The sequence below is a fragment of the Oceanibaculum pacificum genome (assembly GCF_001618175.1).
In the GTDB taxonomy this organism is placed as follows: domain Bacteria; phylum Pseudomonadota; class Alphaproteobacteria; order Oceanibaculales; family Oceanibaculaceae; genus Oceanibaculum; species Oceanibaculum pacificum.
Map to the genome: position 1 here is coordinate 1 of NZ_LPXN01000095.1, position 17,425 is coordinate 17,425.

The 17,425-nt window shown below is 66.3% G+C and carries 19 protein-coding genes; 5 read left to right on the plus strand and 14 right to left on the minus strand.

Going from position 1 to position 17,425, the window contains the following annotated elements:
* Positions 1 to 25 precede the first annotated feature (25 nt).
* Positions 26 to 712: a type 1 glutamine amidotransferase domain-containing protein gene (locus tag AUP43_RS07240; RefSeq protein WP_067554437.1), complete on the minus strand. Its 687-nt coding sequence runs from the start codon at positions 710 to 712 to the stop codon at positions 26 to 28.
* Between the two features lie 124 nt (positions 713 to 836).
* Between AUP43_RS07240 and AUP43_RS07245 the strand changes: the two genes are divergently transcribed.
* Both AUP43_RS07245 and AUP43_RS07250 read left to right on the plus strand, forming a co-directional pair.
* Positions 837 to 1,754, plus strand: a complete 918-nt coding sequence (locus AUP43_RS07245) for a LysR family transcriptional regulator (protein ID WP_067554440.1) — start codon at positions 837 to 839, stop codon at positions 1,752 to 1,754.
* 27 nt (positions 1,755 to 1,781) lie between these two features.
* Positions 1,782 to 2,780: a homoserine dehydrogenase gene (locus tag AUP43_RS07250; RefSeq protein ID WP_067554443.1), complete on the plus strand. Its 999-nt coding sequence runs from the start codon at positions 1,782 to 1,784 to the stop codon at positions 2,778 to 2,780.
* A gap of 20 nt (positions 2,781 to 2,800) precedes the next feature.
* Here AUP43_RS07250 and AUP43_RS07255 read toward each other — a convergent pair whose 3' ends face one another.
* The 9 genes from AUP43_RS07255 to AUP43_RS07295 form a co-directional block, all read right to left on the minus strand.
* Positions 2,801 to 4,075, minus strand: a complete 1,275-nt coding sequence (locus AUP43_RS07255; RefSeq protein WP_067554446.1) for an NAD(P)/FAD-dependent oxidoreductase — start codon at positions 4,073 to 4,075, stop codon at positions 2,801 to 2,803.
* An 11-nt stretch (positions 4,076 to 4,086) separates the two neighbouring features.
* Positions 4,087 to 4,839, minus strand: a complete 753-nt coding sequence (gene soxA, locus AUP43_RS07260; protein WP_067554450.1) for a sulfur oxidation c-type cytochrome SoxA — start codon at positions 4,837 to 4,839, stop codon at positions 4,087 to 4,089.
* A gap of 29 nt (positions 4,840 to 4,868) precedes the next feature.
* Positions 4,869 to 5,198 carry a thiosulfate oxidation carrier complex protein SoxZ gene (gene soxZ / locus AUP43_RS07265; protein WP_067554453.1) on the minus strand — a complete coding sequence of 110 codons (330 nt, stop codon included), beginning with the start codon at positions 5,196 to 5,198 and terminating at the stop codon, positions 4,869 to 4,871.
* Between the two features lie 10 nt (positions 5,199 to 5,208).
* On the minus strand, positions 5,209 to 5,658 hold the full coding sequence (locus AUP43_RS07270; RefSeq protein WP_067554456.1) for a thiosulfate oxidation carrier protein SoxY: 450 nt from the start codon (positions 5,656 to 5,658) through the stop codon (positions 5,209 to 5,211).
* A 3-nt stretch (positions 5,659 to 5,661) separates the two neighbouring features.
* Positions 5,662 to 6,120, minus strand: coding sequence for a sulfur oxidation c-type cytochrome SoxX (gene soxX, locus AUP43_RS07275; protein ID WP_198154842.1), 459 nt, complete (start codon positions 6,118 to 6,120; stop codon positions 5,662 to 5,664).
* Positions 6,117 to 8,288, minus strand: coding sequence for a xanthine dehydrogenase family protein molybdopterin-binding subunit (locus tag AUP43_RS07280; RefSeq protein ID WP_067554459.1), 2,172 nt, complete (start codon positions 8,286 to 8,288; stop codon positions 6,117 to 6,119). Before AUP43_RS07280 ends, soxX begins: the two co-directional genes overlap by 4 nt.
* Before the next feature lie 14 nt (positions 8,289 to 8,302).
* Complete coding sequence (locus AUP43_RS07285) at positions 8,303 to 8,758, minus strand: (2Fe-2S)-binding protein (RefSeq protein WP_067554462.1); 456 nt, start codon at positions 8,756 to 8,758, stop codon at positions 8,303 to 8,305.
* A gap of 149 nt (positions 8,759 to 8,907) precedes the next feature.
* Positions 8,908 to 10,407 (minus strand): ATP-binding protein, encoded by a 1,500-nt coding sequence (locus tag AUP43_RS07290; RefSeq protein ID WP_067554464.1) that lies wholly within the window; start codon positions 10,405 to 10,407, stop codon positions 8,908 to 8,910.
* Entirely contained in the window at positions 10,407 to 11,123 is a 717-nt protein-coding gene (locus AUP43_RS07295; RefSeq protein WP_067554467.1) for a response regulator, read from the minus strand. The genes AUP43_RS07290 and AUP43_RS07295 overlap by 1 nt, the downstream gene beginning before the upstream one ends.
* A 297-nt stretch (positions 11,124 to 11,420) precedes the next feature.
* Between AUP43_RS07295 and AUP43_RS07300 the strand changes: the two genes are divergently transcribed.
* The 3 genes from AUP43_RS07300 to AUP43_RS07310 are packed head-to-tail and all read left to right on the plus strand — an operon-like array spanning position 11,421 to position 14,076.
* Positions 11,421 to 11,807, plus strand: coding sequence for a c-type cytochrome (locus tag AUP43_RS07300; RefSeq protein WP_067554470.1), 387 nt, complete (start codon positions 11,421 to 11,423; stop codon positions 11,805 to 11,807).
* Between the two features lie 8 nt (positions 11,808 to 11,815).
* A complete protein-coding gene (locus AUP43_RS07305) occupies positions 11,816 to 13,213 on the plus strand; it encodes an APC family permease (RefSeq protein WP_067554473.1) in 1,398 nt (465 codons plus the stop codon).
* A 26-nt stretch (positions 13,214 to 13,239) separates the two neighbouring features.
* Entirely contained in the window at positions 13,240 to 14,076 is an 837-nt protein-coding gene (locus tag AUP43_RS07310) for an SAM-dependent methyltransferase (RefSeq protein ID WP_067554476.1), read from the plus strand.
* Positions 14,077 to 14,089: 13 nt separating this feature from the next.
* On the opposite strand, the gene AUP43_RS07315 is transcribed toward AUP43_RS07310, so the two are convergent.
* From AUP43_RS07315 to AUP43_RS07330, 4 genes are read right to left on the minus strand one after another with little or no spacing between them, the layout of a single operon-like run.
* On the minus strand, positions 14,090 to 14,695 hold the full coding sequence (locus AUP43_RS07315) for a HutD/Ves family protein (protein WP_067554479.1): 606 nt from the start codon (positions 14,693 to 14,695) through the stop codon (positions 14,090 to 14,092).
* A 52-nt stretch (positions 14,696 to 14,747) separates the two neighbouring features.
* Positions 14,748 to 15,614 carry a glutathione-dependent disulfide-bond oxidoreductase gene (yghU, locus tag AUP43_RS07320; RefSeq protein WP_067554482.1) on the minus strand — a complete coding sequence of 289 codons (867 nt, stop codon included), beginning with the start codon at positions 15,612 to 15,614 and terminating at the stop codon, positions 14,748 to 14,750.
* 21 nt (positions 15,615 to 15,635) lie between these two features.
* The gene (locus AUP43_RS07325; protein WP_067554484.1) at positions 15,636 to 16,340 is read right to left on the minus strand and encodes a glutathione S-transferase family protein; all 705 of its coding nucleotides are present in this window, start codon (positions 16,338 to 16,340) and stop codon (positions 15,636 to 15,638) included.
* Entirely contained in the window at positions 16,337 to 17,302 is a 966-nt protein-coding gene (locus tag AUP43_RS07330; RefSeq protein ID WP_067554488.1) for a DMT family transporter, read from the minus strand. The genes AUP43_RS07325 and AUP43_RS07330 overlap by 4 nt, the downstream gene beginning before the upstream one ends.
* Positions 17,303 to 17,425: the final 123 nt, after the last annotated feature.

Here is a 17,425-nt window from a genome sequence, read left to right on the forward strand (position 1 = left end):
GCCCGGCGTTTGCTTTTGAAGGCTGTCAGGAGCGCGTGGCCAGGGCGGCCAGAAGGGTGCGCGCGGTTTCCGTCGAGGAAGCCGGGTTCTGCCCGGTGATCAGGCGTCCGTCGGTGACGGTGTGAACGCCCCAATCCTTGACCTTCGAGAAGATGGCGCCCTGGTCGACCAGTTCGTTCTCGACCAGGAACGGCACCACCTGGGCGAGGCCGACGCCTTCTTCCTCGCTATTCGTGAAGCCCGTGACGCGCCGGCCCTGGACGAAGGGCGTGCCGTCGGGATTCTTGACCCGGTGCAGGACACCCGGCGCGTGACAGACAAAAGCGATGGTCTTGCCGGCCGCCCAGAAGGCCTCGATCAGGGCGATGGAGGCCGGATGCTCGGCTAAATCCCACATCGGGCCGTGGCCGCCGGGGTAGAAGACCGTGTCGAAATCCCTCTGGTCGATGCTGTCCAGCCGCACCGTATCGGCGAGCTGCGCGTTCGCCGCCGGGTCGGCGACGAAGCGCCGCGTCGCATCCGTCTGGAAACCGGGCTCGTCGCTCTTGGGGTCGAGCGGCGGCCGACCGCCCAAGGGCGAGGCCAGCGTGATCTCGGCGCCCGCATCCTTGAAGACATAGTAGGGGGCGGCCAGCTCCTCCAGCCAGAAACCCGTCTTCCTGCCGGTATCGCCCAGCGTGTCGTGCGAGGTGAGAACGATGAGAACCTTCATGGGTTTAACTCCTTTAAAAGCTGCCGGGCTCCCGTGGCCCCGCTGATGAAAGGAATATGGCGGGCCTACAGATATTTAAAAAATTTACTTCTAGAACATCAGATATTCAGGTTATCAATATATTATGAAGTATGACCTGAACCTGTTTCCGGCCTTCATGGCGCTGATGGAGGAGCGCAACGTGACGCGCGCGGCCGACCGGTTGGGAATTACCCAGCCGGCGCTGTCGAACGCGCTGAACCGTCTTCGCGAGACGTTTCGCGATCCGCTCTTCATCCGGCAGAGATACGGCATCGCGCCGACGGAATTCGCGGAGGGCATCGCCCCCACAATCGCTGCCGCCTTGCAGCAGTTCGACGATCTGGTCCTGCCGCAGCAGGAGTTCCGGCCCGAGCAGGCGGACCGCCTGTTCACGATTGCGCCGAACAGCTATGTCGAGCTCGTTCTGATGCCGCTTCTGGTGGCCCGGATTCGCGAGCAGGCGCCGGGCATACGCTTGCGGATGACCCCGTTCGGCAGCGATCTGACCGAGGCGGGCGTGATGTCCGGCATGACCGCGCTGGCGCTCGGCCGCATGGTCGATCCGCCGGACAATGTCGTTGTGCAGCATTTGATGGACGAAGGCCTGGCCTGCGTGGTGCGCGCCGACCATCCGGATATCCGGGACAGCATCGACCGCGCGCAGTATGAACGCCTGAAGCACGTGAACGTGCTGCCGCCGGGCCGGTTGCGCGCCGGCCTGTTCCAGGCGCTGGACCGGCAGGGGATACGGCGCGAGGTGGCTGTGTCGGTAACCCATTTCCTGGCCGTGCCGGAGATGATCGCCGTCACCGATTATTGCGCCACGCTGCCGCGCCTGATCTGCCACGGGCTGCGGCGCGACCCGCGTTTCAAGGTTCTGCCGGCGCCCGTCGATCTCGGCACCTTCCCGGTCGAGATGGCCTGGCATGTGCGGTATCGTCAGGATGCCGCGCATCGCTGGCTTCGATCCGTCGTCGCGGATATCGGGAAGGAGCTTCTACAGCGGAGCCTCGAACCATGACAGAAACGATCAACAAGGATTGATGCCATGCCGACCTTCAAGATCGCAATCGTCGGGTTCGGGGGCGTGGGACGCGCCACGGCTGGCCTGCTGCTGTCCCGGCGCGCGCGCTATCGCCAGATCTACGGCGCGGATGTTCGTCTGGTCGCGGTCTGCGGATCGCGGGCCGGGGTTGCGGATGCCGGCGGGCTGGAGTCAGACCGTCTGACCGCGCTGGAGGCGGGGTTGTCGGGAGCGGGCTTTGTGGAGGCAAGCGGCGCGGATATCCTGATCGAAGCGGGGCCGAGCGACTTCCGCACCGGCGGGCCGGGGCTTGCCTATATCCAGTCATCCCTGTCGCGCGGCTGCGACACCATCGTCATCTCGAAGGGTGCGCTGGTTCATAGCGGTCGCCAATTGCGCGCCACCGCGCAGCAGTCGGGCGCGATCCTGAAGCTCAGCGGTGCCGCCGCCGCCGCCCTGCCGACGCTCGACCTTATCGATCACAGCCTGAAGGGCGCCGGGGTGATCAGCCTTGAGGGCAGTCTGAACGCGACGGCGAACTACCTGCTCGACGCCATGACGGCGAAGGGGCTCGGCTTCGACGCGGCGCTGCGGGAGGCGCAGGCCGGGGGCTTCGCCGAAGCCGATCCGCGCAACGATACGGAAGGCTGGGATACCGCCTGCAAGCTGTTGCTGATCGCCAATTTCGGCCTCGGCACCGATATGACGATGGATGATCTGACCGTCGAGGGCCTGCATTCTGTCACGCCCGACCGTATTGAGGCCTGGCGCGCGGAAGGCGTCGTGCCGAAGCTTATCGGCAGCCTTACCCGCGAAAATGGCGGATTCCGCGCCAGCGTCGGCATCAGGACCTATCCGCTCACCGATCCCTTCGCGCAGGTGCGGGGAAAGGCCAAGGCGATCCGCATCACCACCGATGCGATGGGGGAGACGATGGCGATCGCCCACGGGGCGGAGCCTCTGGCCACGGCGGCCGCCGCGCTTAAGGATCTCGAACATATCCTCGCTGTCAGGACGGCCTGAGCGGTAGTTCGGCCGGGTGGTCAGCCGAACATGTCCAGCGTCAGCCCGGCGTACCAGCCGGCCGAGTCTTCGTAATTGGCGCGGCGCGTCGCGGCGCTGTCCTCCAGGGTGGAGATGTCGCTGGCGACCTGCTCGATCTTGTCCGGCCCCGGCCGATACGCGCCGCCGACGAAGACGCTGTCGTTGGCGGCGATGAGGCTCCAGCACCGGTTCAGATAGGCGGCCTCACCGTCGGTCCCGCCCAACAGCTCGTGACCGATGATGGCGGCCACTCTTTGCGCCTGGCTATTGGCGGCGAAAGCGGATTTCGGCATGTCGCCGGCGATGGCCGCATCGCCCAGCACGAATACCGCCGGGTCGGCCCGTGACTGCATGGTGAGCGGGTCTATCGGGCAATAGAGGTGGTCCCCCGCCAGCCCGGCCTCGATGGCGATGCGTCCGGCGGTCTGGCGCGGGATGACATTGACGAGATCGGCGTTCCGATAGGTCTCGAACCCGGTTTCGACCGTCATGGAGGACGGATCGACAGTCTGGATACCGGCATGGATGGCCGGCGGCATCCATTCGATCATGCCGGGATAATGCTTCTCCCAGCCTTGCTGGAACAAGGGCTGCTTGGAGAATCTGTCCTTCGGATCGAGAATCACGATGCGGGCCCGGCTGCGCCCGGTCGCTGTCAGCGCATGCGCCATCATCGATACCCGCTCATAGGGGCCAGGCGGGCAGCGATACGGATCCGGCGGGGCGATCACCAGGATCAGGCCGCCATCCGGCACCGCGTCGAGCTGGCGCTTCAGAATCTCGGTCTGGCGGCCGGCCTTCCAGGCATGCGGCATTCGTTCCTCGGCCTCGCGCGACCAGCCGGGCACCGAGCCATAGTCGAGGTCGATCCCCGGCGACAGCACCAGCCGGTCATAGGAAAGCACGCTGCCGCCGGCGAGGGTCACCCGCCGCTGCGCCAAATCGACGGCGCGCGCGGCGTCCCTGGCCAATGTCACGCCCGGCAGCTTCGCAATCGCCCCATAATCATGGCGCAGAACGTCCAGCGGCTGGAATCCGCCTAGAAACAGGTTGGAATAGAAGCAGGAGGTATAGGTGGCCTGCGGCTCGACCAAAATGATGTCCAGCGCATCGTTGCCCCGCTCGACCAGCCGCCGCAGCACCGACGCCCCGCCGGCGCCGCCGCCGACGATCACCACCTTCGGCCTAGCCTGCCCGATGGCGGGCATCGGCAAGCCGCCCGCAGCGGCGGAGAGGCCGGCGGCCCCGGCGAGGAAGTGCCTGCGCGTCAACATGGAAACCTCCCTTATCTGCGGATGGCGGGCGTTTCGATGGCGACGCCCTGCGCGCGCTTCGCCAGATACAGCTCCAGGGCGAGATAGTCGGGCGAGCCGTAGTCGAACTGCACGGCCCGCACCCCGAACGAGCAGGATCGCAGCCGGCGCTGCAGGGAGCCGAGCGATTGCCATTCCAGGCGGTAGGCCGGATAGCCGTTGCCAAGCCCATGGCTGATCGTGTCGCCGCGCAGCGACCGTCCGGCATTGTCGTCGTGGCACTGGGCGCAGGATAGGTTTAACTGGCCTTGCCGGCGATGGAAGAACGCTTCGCCGGCCGCGTAGAACGGCGCCGCCGCGCCGCCTGTCTCGACGTCCATCGGCAGACCGAGCGATTGCCGGGCGACATAGGCGGTCAGGCCCAGCAGCGGATCGGACTCATAAGGGTACGGCTCGGCTTTCTGATGCCGGGTCCGGCAGAGATTGATCCGATCTTCCAGGTTAAGCAGCGCGCCGCTTGTCGCATCGACGGCCGGGTAGCGCGTCGCGATGCCCCGCATGCTTGTCGTCGCGTCGCCATGGCAGGAGGCGCAGCTCGCGCCGGTCGCCCCTTGCGGGCTCTGCCACAGGCGCGCGCCCTCATCGACCCACAGCATGCCGGGATTGGCCGCCTCATCCGCCTGCCGGGCCTGCAAATCCTCGCTGAGGAAACCGGTGCCGGAAGGCAGTGGATCGGCATGTGTGGGCAGGGGCGTGATCAGGGGCGTGATCAGGGAGGCGATCATAACCATCAAAGCGAGGGCGCGACCGCGACTCATCCCGTGACCGTCAGGCTCTTGCGGACCGTGACGACCTCGCCGCGATCATCCTCCCAGGTGAACACCAGCTCGCCGGTTCGGGTGGCCACCGTGCTGAAGGCGATGAAAGGATTGGCGGCGACTCCCTGGGTCAAATCCATGCGGAACACCTCCTCGCCATCATAGGCGACGGAGAAGCGCCGCACGATATGCCGGGGAATCGGCTGCCCGCGCGAATCCACGCGGTAGCCGGTTTCCATCGGGTGCCGGATCAGGGCCTTGATTTCCAGTATCTCGCCCTGCCGGGCTTCGGCGGGCATCGAGACCCGTGCCGGGGGAAGCGCCATGGGTCTTCTCCTATCCGCCGTCGATGCAGGCGGCGATGGTGACGATCACCGTCTTGCTGTCCCGCCAGAATGAGCCGTCGCTCATCTCCACGAGGGCCGTGACCTGTTGCGAGGCGCCCAGGCGAATATTCGTCGAGACTTTCGCCACGCCGGCGCGTGGGCCGAGATGCCAGGTCAGCAGATGCGCGATCGGATTTTGTTCCGAAAGAAGATGGACCGCTTTGACGTGATCGCCGGCGGTCATCGGGCTGTCGACGGAGACGGTGGTATAGACCGACAGCCCGTTCTCGGCGACCGACGGGATTGTCAGCGTCACCCGCCCGTCCTGGATCGCGGCCCCCTTGGTGAGGGCGGCCGCCGCCTCGTCGCGCATCTGCGGCGTCGCCTGTCCCAGGCGCGGCAGCAGGGCCATGCCACCGGCCAGACCGGCTCCGACGATGATCTGTCTGCGTGTCGGCATGGGTCAATCCGTCAGGGTTCTGAGATAGGCCACCATATCCTCGATCTCCTGGGCGTCGAGCGCCGGCCTGTCCCGGTATGCCGGGTCCACGTCGCGCAGGCCCTCGATGCGATAATAGGGCGGCATGATCGTGCGCGGGCTGATCCGGCTCTGATCGATCAGCCGCAACCTTATCTGTCCCGCGTCGAGCCTCGATCCGACGCCGGCCAGGGGCGGGCCAAGCTCGCCCTGGAACGGTTCGCCCGCGACCGGGGCCGAATGGCAGATCAGGCAATTGCCGCGCCGCCGGTCGAGCACAATGTCCCTTCCGCGCCTGGGATCGCCGCTCAGCCCGCCGAGTGGAGCGGGAACCGAATCGTTGCGCACAGTATAGGGCAACAACTCCGCCCCCGAAGCGTTCTGGCTGCCCAGCGCGGCAAGCAGCCAGAACGCACCGGAAAGAAGTTTGCCGCCCAGCCTCACGCCGCGCCCAGGTCGTGCTTCGTCAGCGGCAGGTCGCGGATGCGCTTGCCGGTGGCCGCGAAGATCGCGTTCAGCACCGCCGGCGCCGCCACCGCGATGGTCGGCTCGCCAACCCCGCCCCAGAAACCGCCGGAGGGCATGATGATGGTCTCGACCTCGGGCATCTCGGCGATCAGCATGACCTGGTAGCTGTCGAAATTCTGCTGCTCGATCCGGCCGTCCGCCACCGTGCACTCGCCATACAGCATCGCCGACAGGCCATAGACGAAGGAGCCTTCGACCTGGGCCTCGACCTGCTGCGGGTTCACCACGTACCCGCAATCGGTGGCCGCCACGATTCGGTGGATTTTCACCTGTCCGTTGGTCACCGATACCTCGGCGCAGGCCGCGGTATGGCTGCCGAAGGCAGTGCAGTGCGCCAGCCCCCGGAAGATACCGTCGGCTGCCGGCTTGCCCCATCCGGCCCTCTCGGCGACGGCGCGCAGCACCGCCGCGTTCTTCGGATGGTTGCCCATCAGCTTCAGGCGAAACTCCAGCGGATCCTTGCCGGCGGCGTGCGCCAGCTCGTCCATGAAGCACTCGGTGTAGATGGTGTTCTGGTTGGCGTTGACGCCGCGCCAGAAGCCCGGCGGGACATGGGGGTTGCGCATCGCATGGTCGACCAGCAGGTTGGGAAAGCTGTAGCCGATGGAATGCTCGCCCTGCGGCAGGTAGCACTGGAAGGCGACCATGTCGGCGCCGTTGCTGAGGCGCTGTGGCATGACGCCGGCCAGGATCGACTGGCCGGCGATGCGGACGCGAAAGGCGGTCACGTCGCCATTTGCATCCAACCCGGCGGTCAGCTTTGCCTGGGTGATCGGGTGGTACATGCCATGCGTCATGTCCTCCTCGCGCGACCAGAGCAGCTTGACCGGCGTGCCGGGAAATTCCCGGGCGATCCCGACCGCCTGGCGGACGTAATCGTGGAAAGCGCCGCGCCGGCCGAAGCCGCCGCCGAGATGCAGCTTATGCACGTCGCATTGCTGCAGCGGCAGACCGGCCGCCTCGGCCGCGGCCGCCAGGGCCGCTTCGCCATTCTGGGTCGGGCACCAGACCTCGCAGCGATCCTCGGTCCAGACCGCCGTGGCGTTCATCGGCTCCATGGTCGCATGGTTCTGGTAGGGGTAGGAATACACCGCCTCGACAGTGCGCTCCGCCTTCGCGAGAGCGGCCTCGGCGTCGCCGTTGCTGTTGCCGACGAACGCCTGCTTGGCGGTCAGCCCTTCCTCGATGAAGGCGGCGATCGATGCGCTGGAGACCTTGGCGTGCTCGCCCTCGTCCCAGACGATGGGCAGGGCGTCGAGCGCGGTTTTCGCCTGCCACCAATGGTCGGCGACCACGGCCACTGCATTGTCGTCCACCCGCACGATCTTCTTCACGCCGGGCATCGAGGCGACGGCGGCCTCGTCGAAGGAGCGGAGCGTGCCGCCGAACACCGGGCACTGCCGGATCGCGGCGTTCAGCATGCCGGGAAGCTTCAGGTCAGCGCCGTAGACCTGTTTGCCGGTGACCTTCTCGGCGGTATCCAGCCGCTTCACGGACTGACCGACGATGCTCCAGTCCTTCGGGTCCTTCAACTGCACGCCGGTCGGAACCTCCAAGCGGGAGGCGGCCTCTGCAACCTTGCCGAAAGTCGTGCTGCGGCCCGATGCGGCATGGGTGATCACGCCCTTGCTGGCCCGGCACTGGCCCGGCGGCACGCCCCATTCCCTGGCGGCCGCCAGGATCAGCATTTCGCGGGCCGTGGCGCCGCCCATGCGCACATACTCATGGGATTCGCGGATGCCGCGACTGCCGCCCGTGGAATAGCTCTGCCAGACCCGGCCCCGTTCGAGGTTGGTCGCTGGCGTCGGGTACTCGGTGGTCACGTTCGCCCAGTCGCATTCCAGCTCCTCCGCGACCAGCTGGGCGAGGCCGGTAAGGCTGCCTTGCCCCATCTCAGAGCGGGCGATGCGGATGATTACCTGCTCGTCCGGCCGCACCACCACCCAGGCGTTGATCTCTTCCGGATAGCCGGCCTGGGCGTGCGCGCGCCCGGTCAGGAACGGAACCTGGAAACCCAGGGCAAGCCCCGCGGTCGCGCTGCCGATCATGAAGCCGCGCCGGGTCACATCGATTGTCATGGTCATCGTGCGCTCCCTCCTCACGCCTTTTCGTTGGCGGCCTGATGGATACCGGCACGGACGCGCCGGTAGGTGCCACAGCGGCAGATGTTGGTGATCTCGGCGTCGATGTCCGCGTCGCTCGGCTGCGGGTTGCGCTCCAGCAGCGCCGCCGCGGCCATGATCATCCCGGTCTGGCAATAGCCGCATTGCGGCACGTCCAGATCGACCCAGGCCTTCTGCAGCGGGTGGCTGCCATCCTCTGACAGGCCTTCGATGGTCACGATTCGGTCGGTCTCGGTGATCGCGTCGAGCGGGAAGACGCAGGAGCGCTGCGCCTCGCCATTCACGTGAACGGTGCAGGCGCCGCACAGGGCGACGCCGCAGCCATATTTGGCGCCGGTCAGCTCAAGATGCTCGCGAAGCACCCAGAGCAGCGGGGTCGATCCGTCGGCATCGACCTCGACGGTCTTTCCATTGACGTTGATCCTGGCCATGAACCACACCTCATCTCTTATAGAAGCTATAAGAACCTTTCTAAGGGAGAGGTGTCGTCAAACTTTGTCTCGCGCATTGCGCTTTGTCGCGGATCATCGCGAACCGCCCCCATGACACATTCTGATACAGATAGGCCCCGCAACCCAGCTTAGGATTGCGACGCCACCCGTGCCGGCGGACCCTGAATCGTTGCCACCGCCGGCGTGCCGGCGGCGGCCGGCATGGTCCCGGAAGCGGGGGCCTGCGGCAGGCGGATGGCGGCGCGGAATCCGCCGCCGGGACGGTTCTCCAGAACCACATCGCCGCCATGGCTGCGCGCGATGGTGCGCGCCACGGAAAGGCCGAGGCCGACGCCGCCGGTCTCCCGGCTGCGCGATTCCTCCAGGCGAAAGAAGGGGGCGAACACCCGCTCGAAATCGGCGGCGGGAATGCCGCTGCCATCGTCGTCGACCGCGATCTCGATATGCTCCTCGCTGACCGCCATCGCCACGCGCGCGCGTTCGCCATAGCGTATGGCGTTCTCGATCAGGTTGCGTATCGCCCGGCGCAGCGATGCCGGCCGGCAGCGATACGGTATCCGGTCGCTATCGGCGAACGTCACGTCCCAGTCGAGATCGGCGAGGTCGCTGCACAGGCTCTCGGTCAGCGCGGCGAGATCGACCAGCCGGGTTTCCTCGCCGCCGGCCTCCTCGCGGGCGAAGGCCAGCGTCGCCTCGGTCATTGCCTGCATCTCGTCGAGCGTGGCGAGAATCTTGTCGCGCATCTCAAGGTCGGTGATGAACTCGGCCCGCAGCCTCAGCGAGGTAATGGGCGTGCGCAAGTCATGGCCGATGGCGGCCAGCATGCCGGTGCGGTCATTGACGAAGCGGCGAAGCCGTTCCTGCATGCGGTTGAACGCCTCGGTCGTGCGGCGGATATCCTCGGGCCCGTCCTCCGGCAGCCGGGCCGACGCTTCGCCCCGGCCGAACGCCTCGGCCGCCTGGGCCAGGCGGTTCATCGGCCGGCCGATCCGCCGCGCGGCAAGGATCGCGATCAGCGACACCAGCGCGGCGGAAATCGCCAGGGACAGGGCCGACTGCGACATCCATACCGGCTTCTGGCTTTTCGCCATCGCCGCGTTCAGCCAGGTCCCGCCGTCAAGCTGGACGACAAGCCCGACCCCGAAGGCGTTATCCAGCCGCACAAAGCGCGCCGAACGATCGAGCGGCCATTCATTGTCCGACAGCGAATCCCAGCAGCTATCGGACTTGGCCGAGCATTCCTGCCGATCCGCCAGGGCGACGGCGATGGCCTCGGAGATCGGCTCCTTCTCCGGATCGCGGTCCTTCAGGCGGCGCCATGCCGATTGTTTCCAGGCCGTCACATCCTCGGGCATCCGGTCGGTAACCCAGAAACGGGAATAGATGGTGTCGACCGCTTTCAGCACGTCGGCATGGTAGGCCGGCGGCGTGGTCTCCAGCAGCCGGGCCGCCGAGGCGCTGCGGACCAGGAATTCTTCCTTCAGCGTGTCGCGCAGCGTCTGGCCATGCTCGTCGTAATAGACCAGGAAGCTGATGCCCTGCGACAGGATCAGGGCGACCAGCATGAACCCGACCAGCTGGCCGGCAAGGCTGCGATTCCAGATGCTGCGCTCCCAGAGCAGCCGCATCACAGCGTCACCTCCGCGGCGAAGCTGTAGCCGCCGCCCCAATGGGTCTTGATCAGCATGGGATTGCGGGGATCGGTCTCGATCTTCCGCCGCAGCCGGCTAACCTGATTGTCGATGCTGCGGTCATAGACGTCGGCGGCGCGGCCGACAGTGAGATCGAGCAGCTGGTCGCGCGTCAGCACGATGCCGGGATGATCGATCAGGACAGACAGCAGCCGGAATTCAGCGGTGCTCAGCGGCACGGCCACGCCGTCGCCGCTCAGCAGTTCCCGGCGCCCGACATCCAATGTCCAGCGGTCGAACTTGATCGTCTTGCTGCGCGGTCCCGCCTGGCGCGGCGGCAGGCTGTTGGCGCGGCGCAGCACCGCCTTGATGCGGGCCAGCAATTCCCGGGGATTGAAGGGTTTGGTGATGTAATCGTCGGCGCCCATTTCCAGGCCGACGATGCGGTCGGTATCCTCGGCGACCGCGGTTAGCAGGATGACGGGCAGGTTGGTGGTCGACCGCAGATCCCGGCACACCGACAGACCGTCCTCGCTGGGCATCATGATGTCGAGTACGACCAGGTCGAGGGCGCTGCGCTGCAAAAGCCGGCGCAAGGATGCGGCGCTGTCGGCGGTGCTGACACGATAGCCATGCTGGCCGAGATAGCGCGCGACCAATTCGCGGATATCGGCATGATCGTCGACGATGGCGATGTGCGGTGTCGGTTCCATGGGATTTGCCTTTATCGGTTCGATACCATGACACATGCTCCCGCAGCCCCGGAAATCCGCACCGCTCGATCGTCTTTTTTGCATCAAATTGTGTCAGCCGGCGCGCTTGCGACATTTCGCGATGATTCTCCGCCGGAGCGGACAAATTTCTGCGACAGCTCGCTGTCAGCCTCTCTGGGCTGCTAGCGCCGTCTACGGGCCTGTAGCGTCTTCTCCATCCCTGTGCGCCTCCCCGGTTGCGATAAATCACGCCAAACAGCGCATCATCACGAAGAAGCCAAAGAAGGATGAGTCCCGATGCCCTTTGACCGCGTTGCGGCGCTTGTCGTGACTGTCTTGGCGACGGCTGTTTCCCCGTCGGCATTTGCCCAGGACGCCGCCGAGGGCGAGCGGCAATTCCGGACCCGGTGCGCAAGCTGCCACAGCACGGAGGCGGGCCAGAACCGCGTCGGTCCGCATTTATCCGGCATTCTCGGCCGCACCGCCGGCGCGGTGGAAGGGGCGCGTTATTCCGCGGCGATGAAAAGCTCCGGCATCGTCTGGGACGCGCAGCAGATCGACGCCTATCTCGCGAACCCGCGCCAACTTGTCCCCGGCACCAGCATGCCGGTCGGCTTGCCGAACGCCGGCCAGCGCGCGCAGGTGATCGAGTATCTGCGCAGCTTGTCCGGCGGCAACGGGTAATTCGCCGAATGCCGCCATCGCCCTCGCGCGTTGCTCCCGTCGCCGAAACTTCTCCGACGCCCAGGGAGGCAACCCTATCGGTCTTCGATGCCGTAATGATCATGGTCGGGCTGGTCATCGGGATCGGTATCTTCCGAACCCCGTCCCTGGTGGCGGCGAGCGTCGACAGCGAGATCGCCTTCGTCGCCGTCTGGGTGGCGGGCGGCATCGTCACGCTGATCGGCGCGCTGTGCTATGCGGAGCTTTCGGCCGCGCAGCCGGATGCCGGCGGCGAATATCATTTCCTGTCGCGTGCCTATGGCAAGCCAACGGCCATGCTGTTCGGCTGGGCGCGCGGCTCGGTGATCCAGACCGGCGCCATCGCCGGCGTGGCCTTCGTGCTGGGCGATTACGCCGCGCAGATCCTTCCGCTCGGCCCTTACGGGCCGGCGCTTTACGCCGCCATCGCGATCATCGTCTTCACCGGCGTCAACGTCATCGGCACGGTCCAGGGCAAGAAGCTGCAGATGGCGATGACCTGCATCGAGGTCGGCGCCATCGCCGCCATCATCGCCTTTGGCCTGCTCGGCTCGCCGGATGCGCCGCCGGCGGCCCCGGCCATTCCCCAGGGCACCGCCGCGCTCGGCATGGCGATGATCTTCGTGCTGCTGACCTATGGCGGCTGGAACGAGGCGGCCTATCTGACCGGCGAATTGAAGGACGCCCCGCGCAATATCGCCAAGGTGCTGGTGCTGGGAACGGTGATCCTGGTCGCGCTCTATCTGCTGGCGAATATAGCGTTGCTGGCGATTCTGGGCCTCGACGGGCTGCGCAATTCGGACGCCGTCGCCGCCGACATGATGCACCGGGTCGCCGGGCCGGCCGGCGCCACGCTGGTCAGCATCGCTATCCTCGTCGCCGCCGTCTCGACGCTGAACGCCACGATCTTCACCGGCGCGCGCGTCTATTACGCGATGGCGCGCGACCTCACGCTGCTGCCCAGCGTCGGCGTCTGGAACGAGCGCGGCAAGACACCTGCCAACGGCCTTATCCTGCAGGCCATCGTGGCGCTGATCCTGGTGGCGATCGGCGCGGCGACGCGCGATGGCTTCAAGGCCATGGTCGATTATACCGCGCCGGTCTTCTGGGGCTTCCTGCTGCTCACCGGCATCGCGCTGTTCGTGCTGCGCATCCGTGAACCGGACCGCGTGTTGCCCTTCAAGGTGCCGTTCTATCCGTTGACGCCGATCCTGTTCTGCCTGACCTGCGCCTACATGCTGCATGCCAGCATCGCCTATACCGGCGTTGCGGCGCTGGTCGGCCTTGCCGTGCTTGTCGCCGGCGCGCCGTTGCTGCTGTTCCGTCGCAAGCCGCCGCCGGACGCCAAGATGGCCTCCACGGCGGCGATAGCCGATGTGTCCGATTGACGATCCTTTCCAACAGGAGATTCGCCATGAGAAGCTTTCGCACATTCACCCTGGCCTGCGCTGTTTCCGTGTTGGCCCTGAACGGCGCGCTGGCGCAGAGCGCCCCGGCGACCTCCGCCGCCCCCGCCGCTGCCGAGTACAGCCCGTCATCCGGCCAGGCCGGCAAGGATGTGGTGTGGGTGCCGACGCCGCAGGCGCTGGTCAACCGCATGCTCGACATGGCCAAGCTGACGAAGGAGGATTACCTGATCGACCTCGGCTCCGGCGACGGGCGCACGGTCATCACCGCCGCCAAGCGCGGCGTTCGGGCCCATGGCATCGAATATAATCCCGACATGGTGGCGCTGGCGCAGCGCGCCGCCAAGGCCGAGGGCGTCGCCGCGACCGCGACCTTCGAGCAGGCCGACATCTTCGAGACCGATTTCTCCGACGCCACGGTCGTCACGCTTTTCCTGCTGGATACGTTGAATGTGAAACTGCGCCCCACACTGCTGGACATGAAGCCCGGCACCCGGGTGGTCTCCAACACCTTCGACATGGATGACTGGCAACCCGACGAGCGGATTGACGCCGGCGGCGACTGTTCGTCCTGGTGCACGGCCTATAAATGGGTGATCCCGGCCAAGGTCGGCGGGGAGTGGCGTCTGGGCGACGGCAGCCTGACGCTCACCCAGACCTTCCAGATGCTTTCCGGCGCGTTGACCCGCAACGGCAAGTCGCTACCGATCAGCGACGCCAAGATGGATGGCGACCGCATCGCCTTCACCGCCGGCGGCCAGCGCTATTCGGGCCAGGTGACCCAGGCGGGCATGAGCGGGCGGGTCGAGGGCGGCGGCGCCTGGCGCGCAACGCGGTCAAACTGAGCCAATTGATGGATCAGGTGCCGCTCTCCAGCCGGAAGACCAGGGCCTGGGCCGTCCCGTCCGCCGCGCGGATGCGGAGGTCGCCGCCCGCCTGGCCTTCGGCCGCGAAGGTCTCTTCGCGCGCCACGGCATGGCGGATGCCGTCCGGCGTCGCGATGGCGAGATCGCCTTGGAGGCAATGGATCAGCGTAACGCCGACGCCGAGGGCCAGGGGGCTCTCGGCGTCGGTGAAAGCGGCTGTCGACACGGCGTAATCCAGCCCGTCGGCGACCATGACGTTGATCACCGACGCTGTGTCGCCGAGCAGGCGGCAATAGGCCGGCCAGCCGCCGGAGAAGCGGCATGGCCGATATTGCTCGACCCTGGCGGCGGGGGCATGCCCGCCGAATTCAAGCTGGAACGGTCCGCCGGCCAGAAGCGTGATGGTGCGGTCGTAGCCCTGATAGTCGGAGAAATCGCAGCTCTGCCGTATCTTGGTCGTCGACAGCCGCCAGAGCAGCGCCCCGGCCTCATGGCGGGCGATTATTTCCCGGCTGACATCGATGCCGTTGCCCCAGGGCACTTCCCGGCCCGTGGCGTCGAGGACGGAAAATTTCATCGCCATTGGGTCCGTGGTCATGCAGCGGCCGCCTTGTCCTTGAGCCGGAAAATGAAAGTCTCGCACAGGGCGATCAGGTGAGTTTGTCCTGCGTTCGGGTGTCGAAATCGCTGGAATCGTGGCGCTCGTGCAACTGGCTCGACGGATCGCCCGAGGTGCGATTCACCTTGCGGCCGCGCGTGACGGCGGGGCGCGCGAAAATCTGATCGGCCCAGCGGACGACGTTCGTATACTCCTGCACCGCGAGGAAGTCCGCCGCACCATACAGCCAGCCCTTCACGAGACCGCCATACCAGGGCCAGATCGCCATGTCGGCGATGGTGTATTGATCGCCCGCGATGAATTCATTGTCGGCCAGACGGCGGTTGAGCACGTCGAGCTGACGCTTCGCCTCCATGGCGTAGCGGTTGATCGGGTATTCGAACTTGACCGGCGCATAGGCGTAGAAATGGCCGAAGCCGCCGCCCAGGAAGGGCGCGGAGCCCATCTGCCAGAACAGCCATGACAGCGTCTCGGCCCGCGCCGCCGGCTCCGTCGGCAGGAACGCGCCGAATTTTTCGGCCAGATGCATCAGGATCGCGCCGGATTCGAACAGCCGGATCGGCGTCGGGCCGCTGCGGTCCAGCAGCGCGGGAATCTTCGAGTTCGGATTGATCTCGACAAAGCCTGAGCCGAACTGCTCGCCATCGCCGATCTTGATCAGCCAGGCGTCGTATTCCGCTTCCTTATGGCCGGCCGCCAGCAGCTCCTCGAACAGGATGGTCACCTTCTGCCCGTTCGGCGTGCCGAGCGAGTAGAGTTGGAAAGGGTGCTTGCCGACGGGAAGCGCATGCTCATGCGTGGCGCCGGCGATGGGCCGGTTGATATTGGCGAAGGCGCCGCCGCTCGCCTTGTCCCACGTCCAGACTTTGGGCGGAAGATAATCGGTATTGTCGGTCATAGAATCCTCTTCGGGTTTGGGTCAGGCGGCAGGCGGAAAATTCGACGGGAACAGCGCGCGCTTGGTGTCCTCGTCCGTGGTTCGCTTGAAGGGATGGTCCTTGCCCACCGCGCGCGCCCGGGACACCGCCGGCCGGGCGTCCACCGTCTCGAACAGGCGCTTCAGGTTCGGGAAGGGTGCTAGCGGGTCTTCGGCGCCCTTGCGCACCCGAGAGGCGCGGTCGAGCCAGCCCCAGGCGGAAATATCGGCGATCGTGTAGGTCTCGCCGACGATATAGGTCCGGCCCTCCAGATGGTCGTTGAGCACCTGATAGTGGCGCTCGGCCTCACGACGATAGCGGTTCACGGCGTATTCCAGGCCTTCCGGCGCAGCGAATTGAAAATGTACGGCCTGACCCGAGAACGGGCCGAGGCCGGAGGCGATAAACAACAGCCAGGAGAGCAATTCCGGCCGATCCTCGGGCACGCCAAGCAACGTGCCGGTCTTCTCGGCAAGATAGAGCAGGATGGCGGTCGAATCGAAGACCCGCATCTCCCGGCCCCCGGGGCCATCGGTGTCGACGATGGCCGGCACCTTGCCGTTGGGATTTATCGCTCGAAAGGACGGTGCGTGCTGCTCTCCCTTGCTGGTGTCAACGGGGATGGCCTCGTAAGGCATGCCTGCCTCTTCCAGAAACAGCGCGATCTTAGCCGGGTTCGGCGTCGGGTGGAAATAGAAGCGGATCATGAATCTCTCCGTTGGGCTTGGGGCGGATTGGCGATGTCGGAAGCGGGCCGGCGGGACGCCAGCAGAACGCCGACGACGATGATCGCGATCGCGGCGCATTCGACTCCGGACGGGATTTCGCCGAGAACGGGCACGGCGAGGAGCGAGGCGACGGCGGGCAGGAGCGCGATGATCGCCGTGGCGGCGGAGGAGCCGAGCAGCGAGACGGCGCGGTTGAAGGTGAAGATCGCGACGCCGCTCATCAGGACGCCTTGATAGACCGATTGCAGGGCGATTTCGCTTGCCGAGGCCTGGCTCAGGCGGCTGAGGCCCAGAAGGAGATAGGCGGGCAGGAAGATCGTGGCCGACCAGAAACAGATCAGCGCGGCGGATTCAATCGGCGTCAGCCCGCTCTTCCGGAAGAGCAGTGTGTAGACCGCCCACATCGCCGCGGCAGCGGCGAGCGCGCCAAGCCCCGCCGCGCTGGGCGGTCCATGGGCAGCGGCTCCCGCCAGTATCAGCAGGCACAGCCCGGCAAAGATGGCGGCATATCCGGCCCAGCGGTGCGGACCCTGGCGCTCTCCCAGGAAGGCCCAGGCGAAGATGCCGGCGAATAGCGGCATCAGGGTCGGCGCGATGGATGCGGCTTGCGCCGCCGAGGTCAGGCTTAGGCCCAGGGCGACGAGCAGCACGAAAGGCGTGCCCCAAAGCAGGGCGAACGCCAGGCCCTCGCGCCAGGCGGCGGGGGGAAGGGTGGCGCGCCGCCGAATCAGGACTGGGGCGAGCAGTATAGCGCCGATCCCGAAGCGCAGCGCCGTGATATCCCAGATGCGCAGCTCGCGCGTTACGCTGAAGCGTGTAATGACGAACCAGCCGGCGAATATGAGGACGGCGAGGGCCGCCCATAACAGGCCGGCGAAACGTTTGCGGGGACTGGCGAGCGCTGCGCCGGTGGAACCGGCCAGCTCCTGGTCGAGGCCCATGATGGACTTTCCTTCGGGCGCATGCGGGCGATTCGGGGGCTCGCCTTGCGTTTTAGTGCATTCGTTCTAAAATGCACGGCGCCGCGTTTGATGACAAGATGATTTCCTGGCGCGGACTAAAGG

Coding starts and splice junctions, on each gene's coding strand:
- AUP43_RS07240 (WP_067554437.1), bottom strand. CDS start 712: ATGAAGGTTCTCATCGTTCTCACCTCGCACGACACGCTGGGCGATACC.
- AUP43_RS07245 (WP_067554440.1), top strand. CDS start 837: ATGAAGTATGACCTGAACCTGTTTCCGGCCTTCATGGCGCTGATGGAG.
- AUP43_RS07250 (WP_067554443.1), top strand. CDS start 1,782: ATGCCGACCTTCAAGATCGCAATCGTCGGGTTCGGGGGCGTGGGACGC.
- AUP43_RS07255 (WP_067554446.1), bottom strand. CDS start 4,075: ATGTTGACGCGCAGGCACTTCCTCGCCGGGGCCGCCGGCCTCTCCGCC.
- soxA (WP_067554450.1), bottom strand. CDS start 4,839: ATGATCGCCTCCCTGATCACGCCCCTGATCACGCCCCTGCCCACACAT.
- soxZ (WP_067554453.1), bottom strand. CDS start 5,198: ATGGCGCTTCCCCCGGCACGGGTCTCGATGCCCGCCGAAGCCCGGCAG.
- AUP43_RS07270 (WP_067554456.1), bottom strand. CDS start 5,658: ATGCCGACACGCAGACAGATCATCGTCGGAGCCGGTCTGGCCGGTGGC.
- AUP43_RS07280 (WP_067554459.1), bottom strand. CDS start 8,288: ATGACCATGACAATCGATGTGACCCGGCGCGGCTTCATGATCGGCAGC.
- AUP43_RS07285 (WP_067554462.1), bottom strand. CDS start 8,758: ATGGCCAGGATCAACGTCAATGGAAAGACCGTCGAGGTCGATGCCGAC.
- AUP43_RS07290 (WP_067554464.1), bottom strand. CDS start 10,407: ATGCGGCTGCTCTGGGAGCGCAGCATCTGGAATCGCAGCCTTGCCGGC.
- AUP43_RS07295 (WP_067554467.1), bottom strand. CDS start 11,123: ATGGAACCGACACCGCACATCGCCATCGTCGACGATCATGCCGATATC.
- AUP43_RS07300 (WP_067554470.1), top strand. CDS start 11,421: ATGCCCTTTGACCGCGTTGCGGCGCTTGTCGTGACTGTCTTGGCGACG.
- AUP43_RS07305 (WP_067554473.1), top strand. CDS start 11,816: ATGCCGCCATCGCCCTCGCGCGTTGCTCCCGTCGCCGAAACTTCTCCG.
- AUP43_RS07310 (WP_067554476.1), top strand. CDS start 13,240: ATGAGAAGCTTTCGCACATTCACCCTGGCCTGCGCTGTTTCCGTGTTG.
- AUP43_RS07315 (WP_067554479.1), bottom strand. CDS start 14,695: ATGACCACGGACCCAATGGCGATGAAATTTTCCGTCCTCGACGCCACG.
- yghU (WP_067554482.1), bottom strand. CDS start 15,614: ATGACCGACAATACCGATTATCTTCCGCCCAAAGTCTGGACGTGGGAC.
- AUP43_RS07325 (WP_067554484.1), bottom strand. CDS start 16,340: ATGATCCGCTTCTATTTCCACCCGACGCCGAACCCGGCTAAGATCGCG.
- AUP43_RS07330 (WP_067554488.1), bottom strand. CDS start 17,302: ATGGGCCTCGACCAGGAGCTGGCCGGTTCCACCGGCGCAGCGCTCGCC.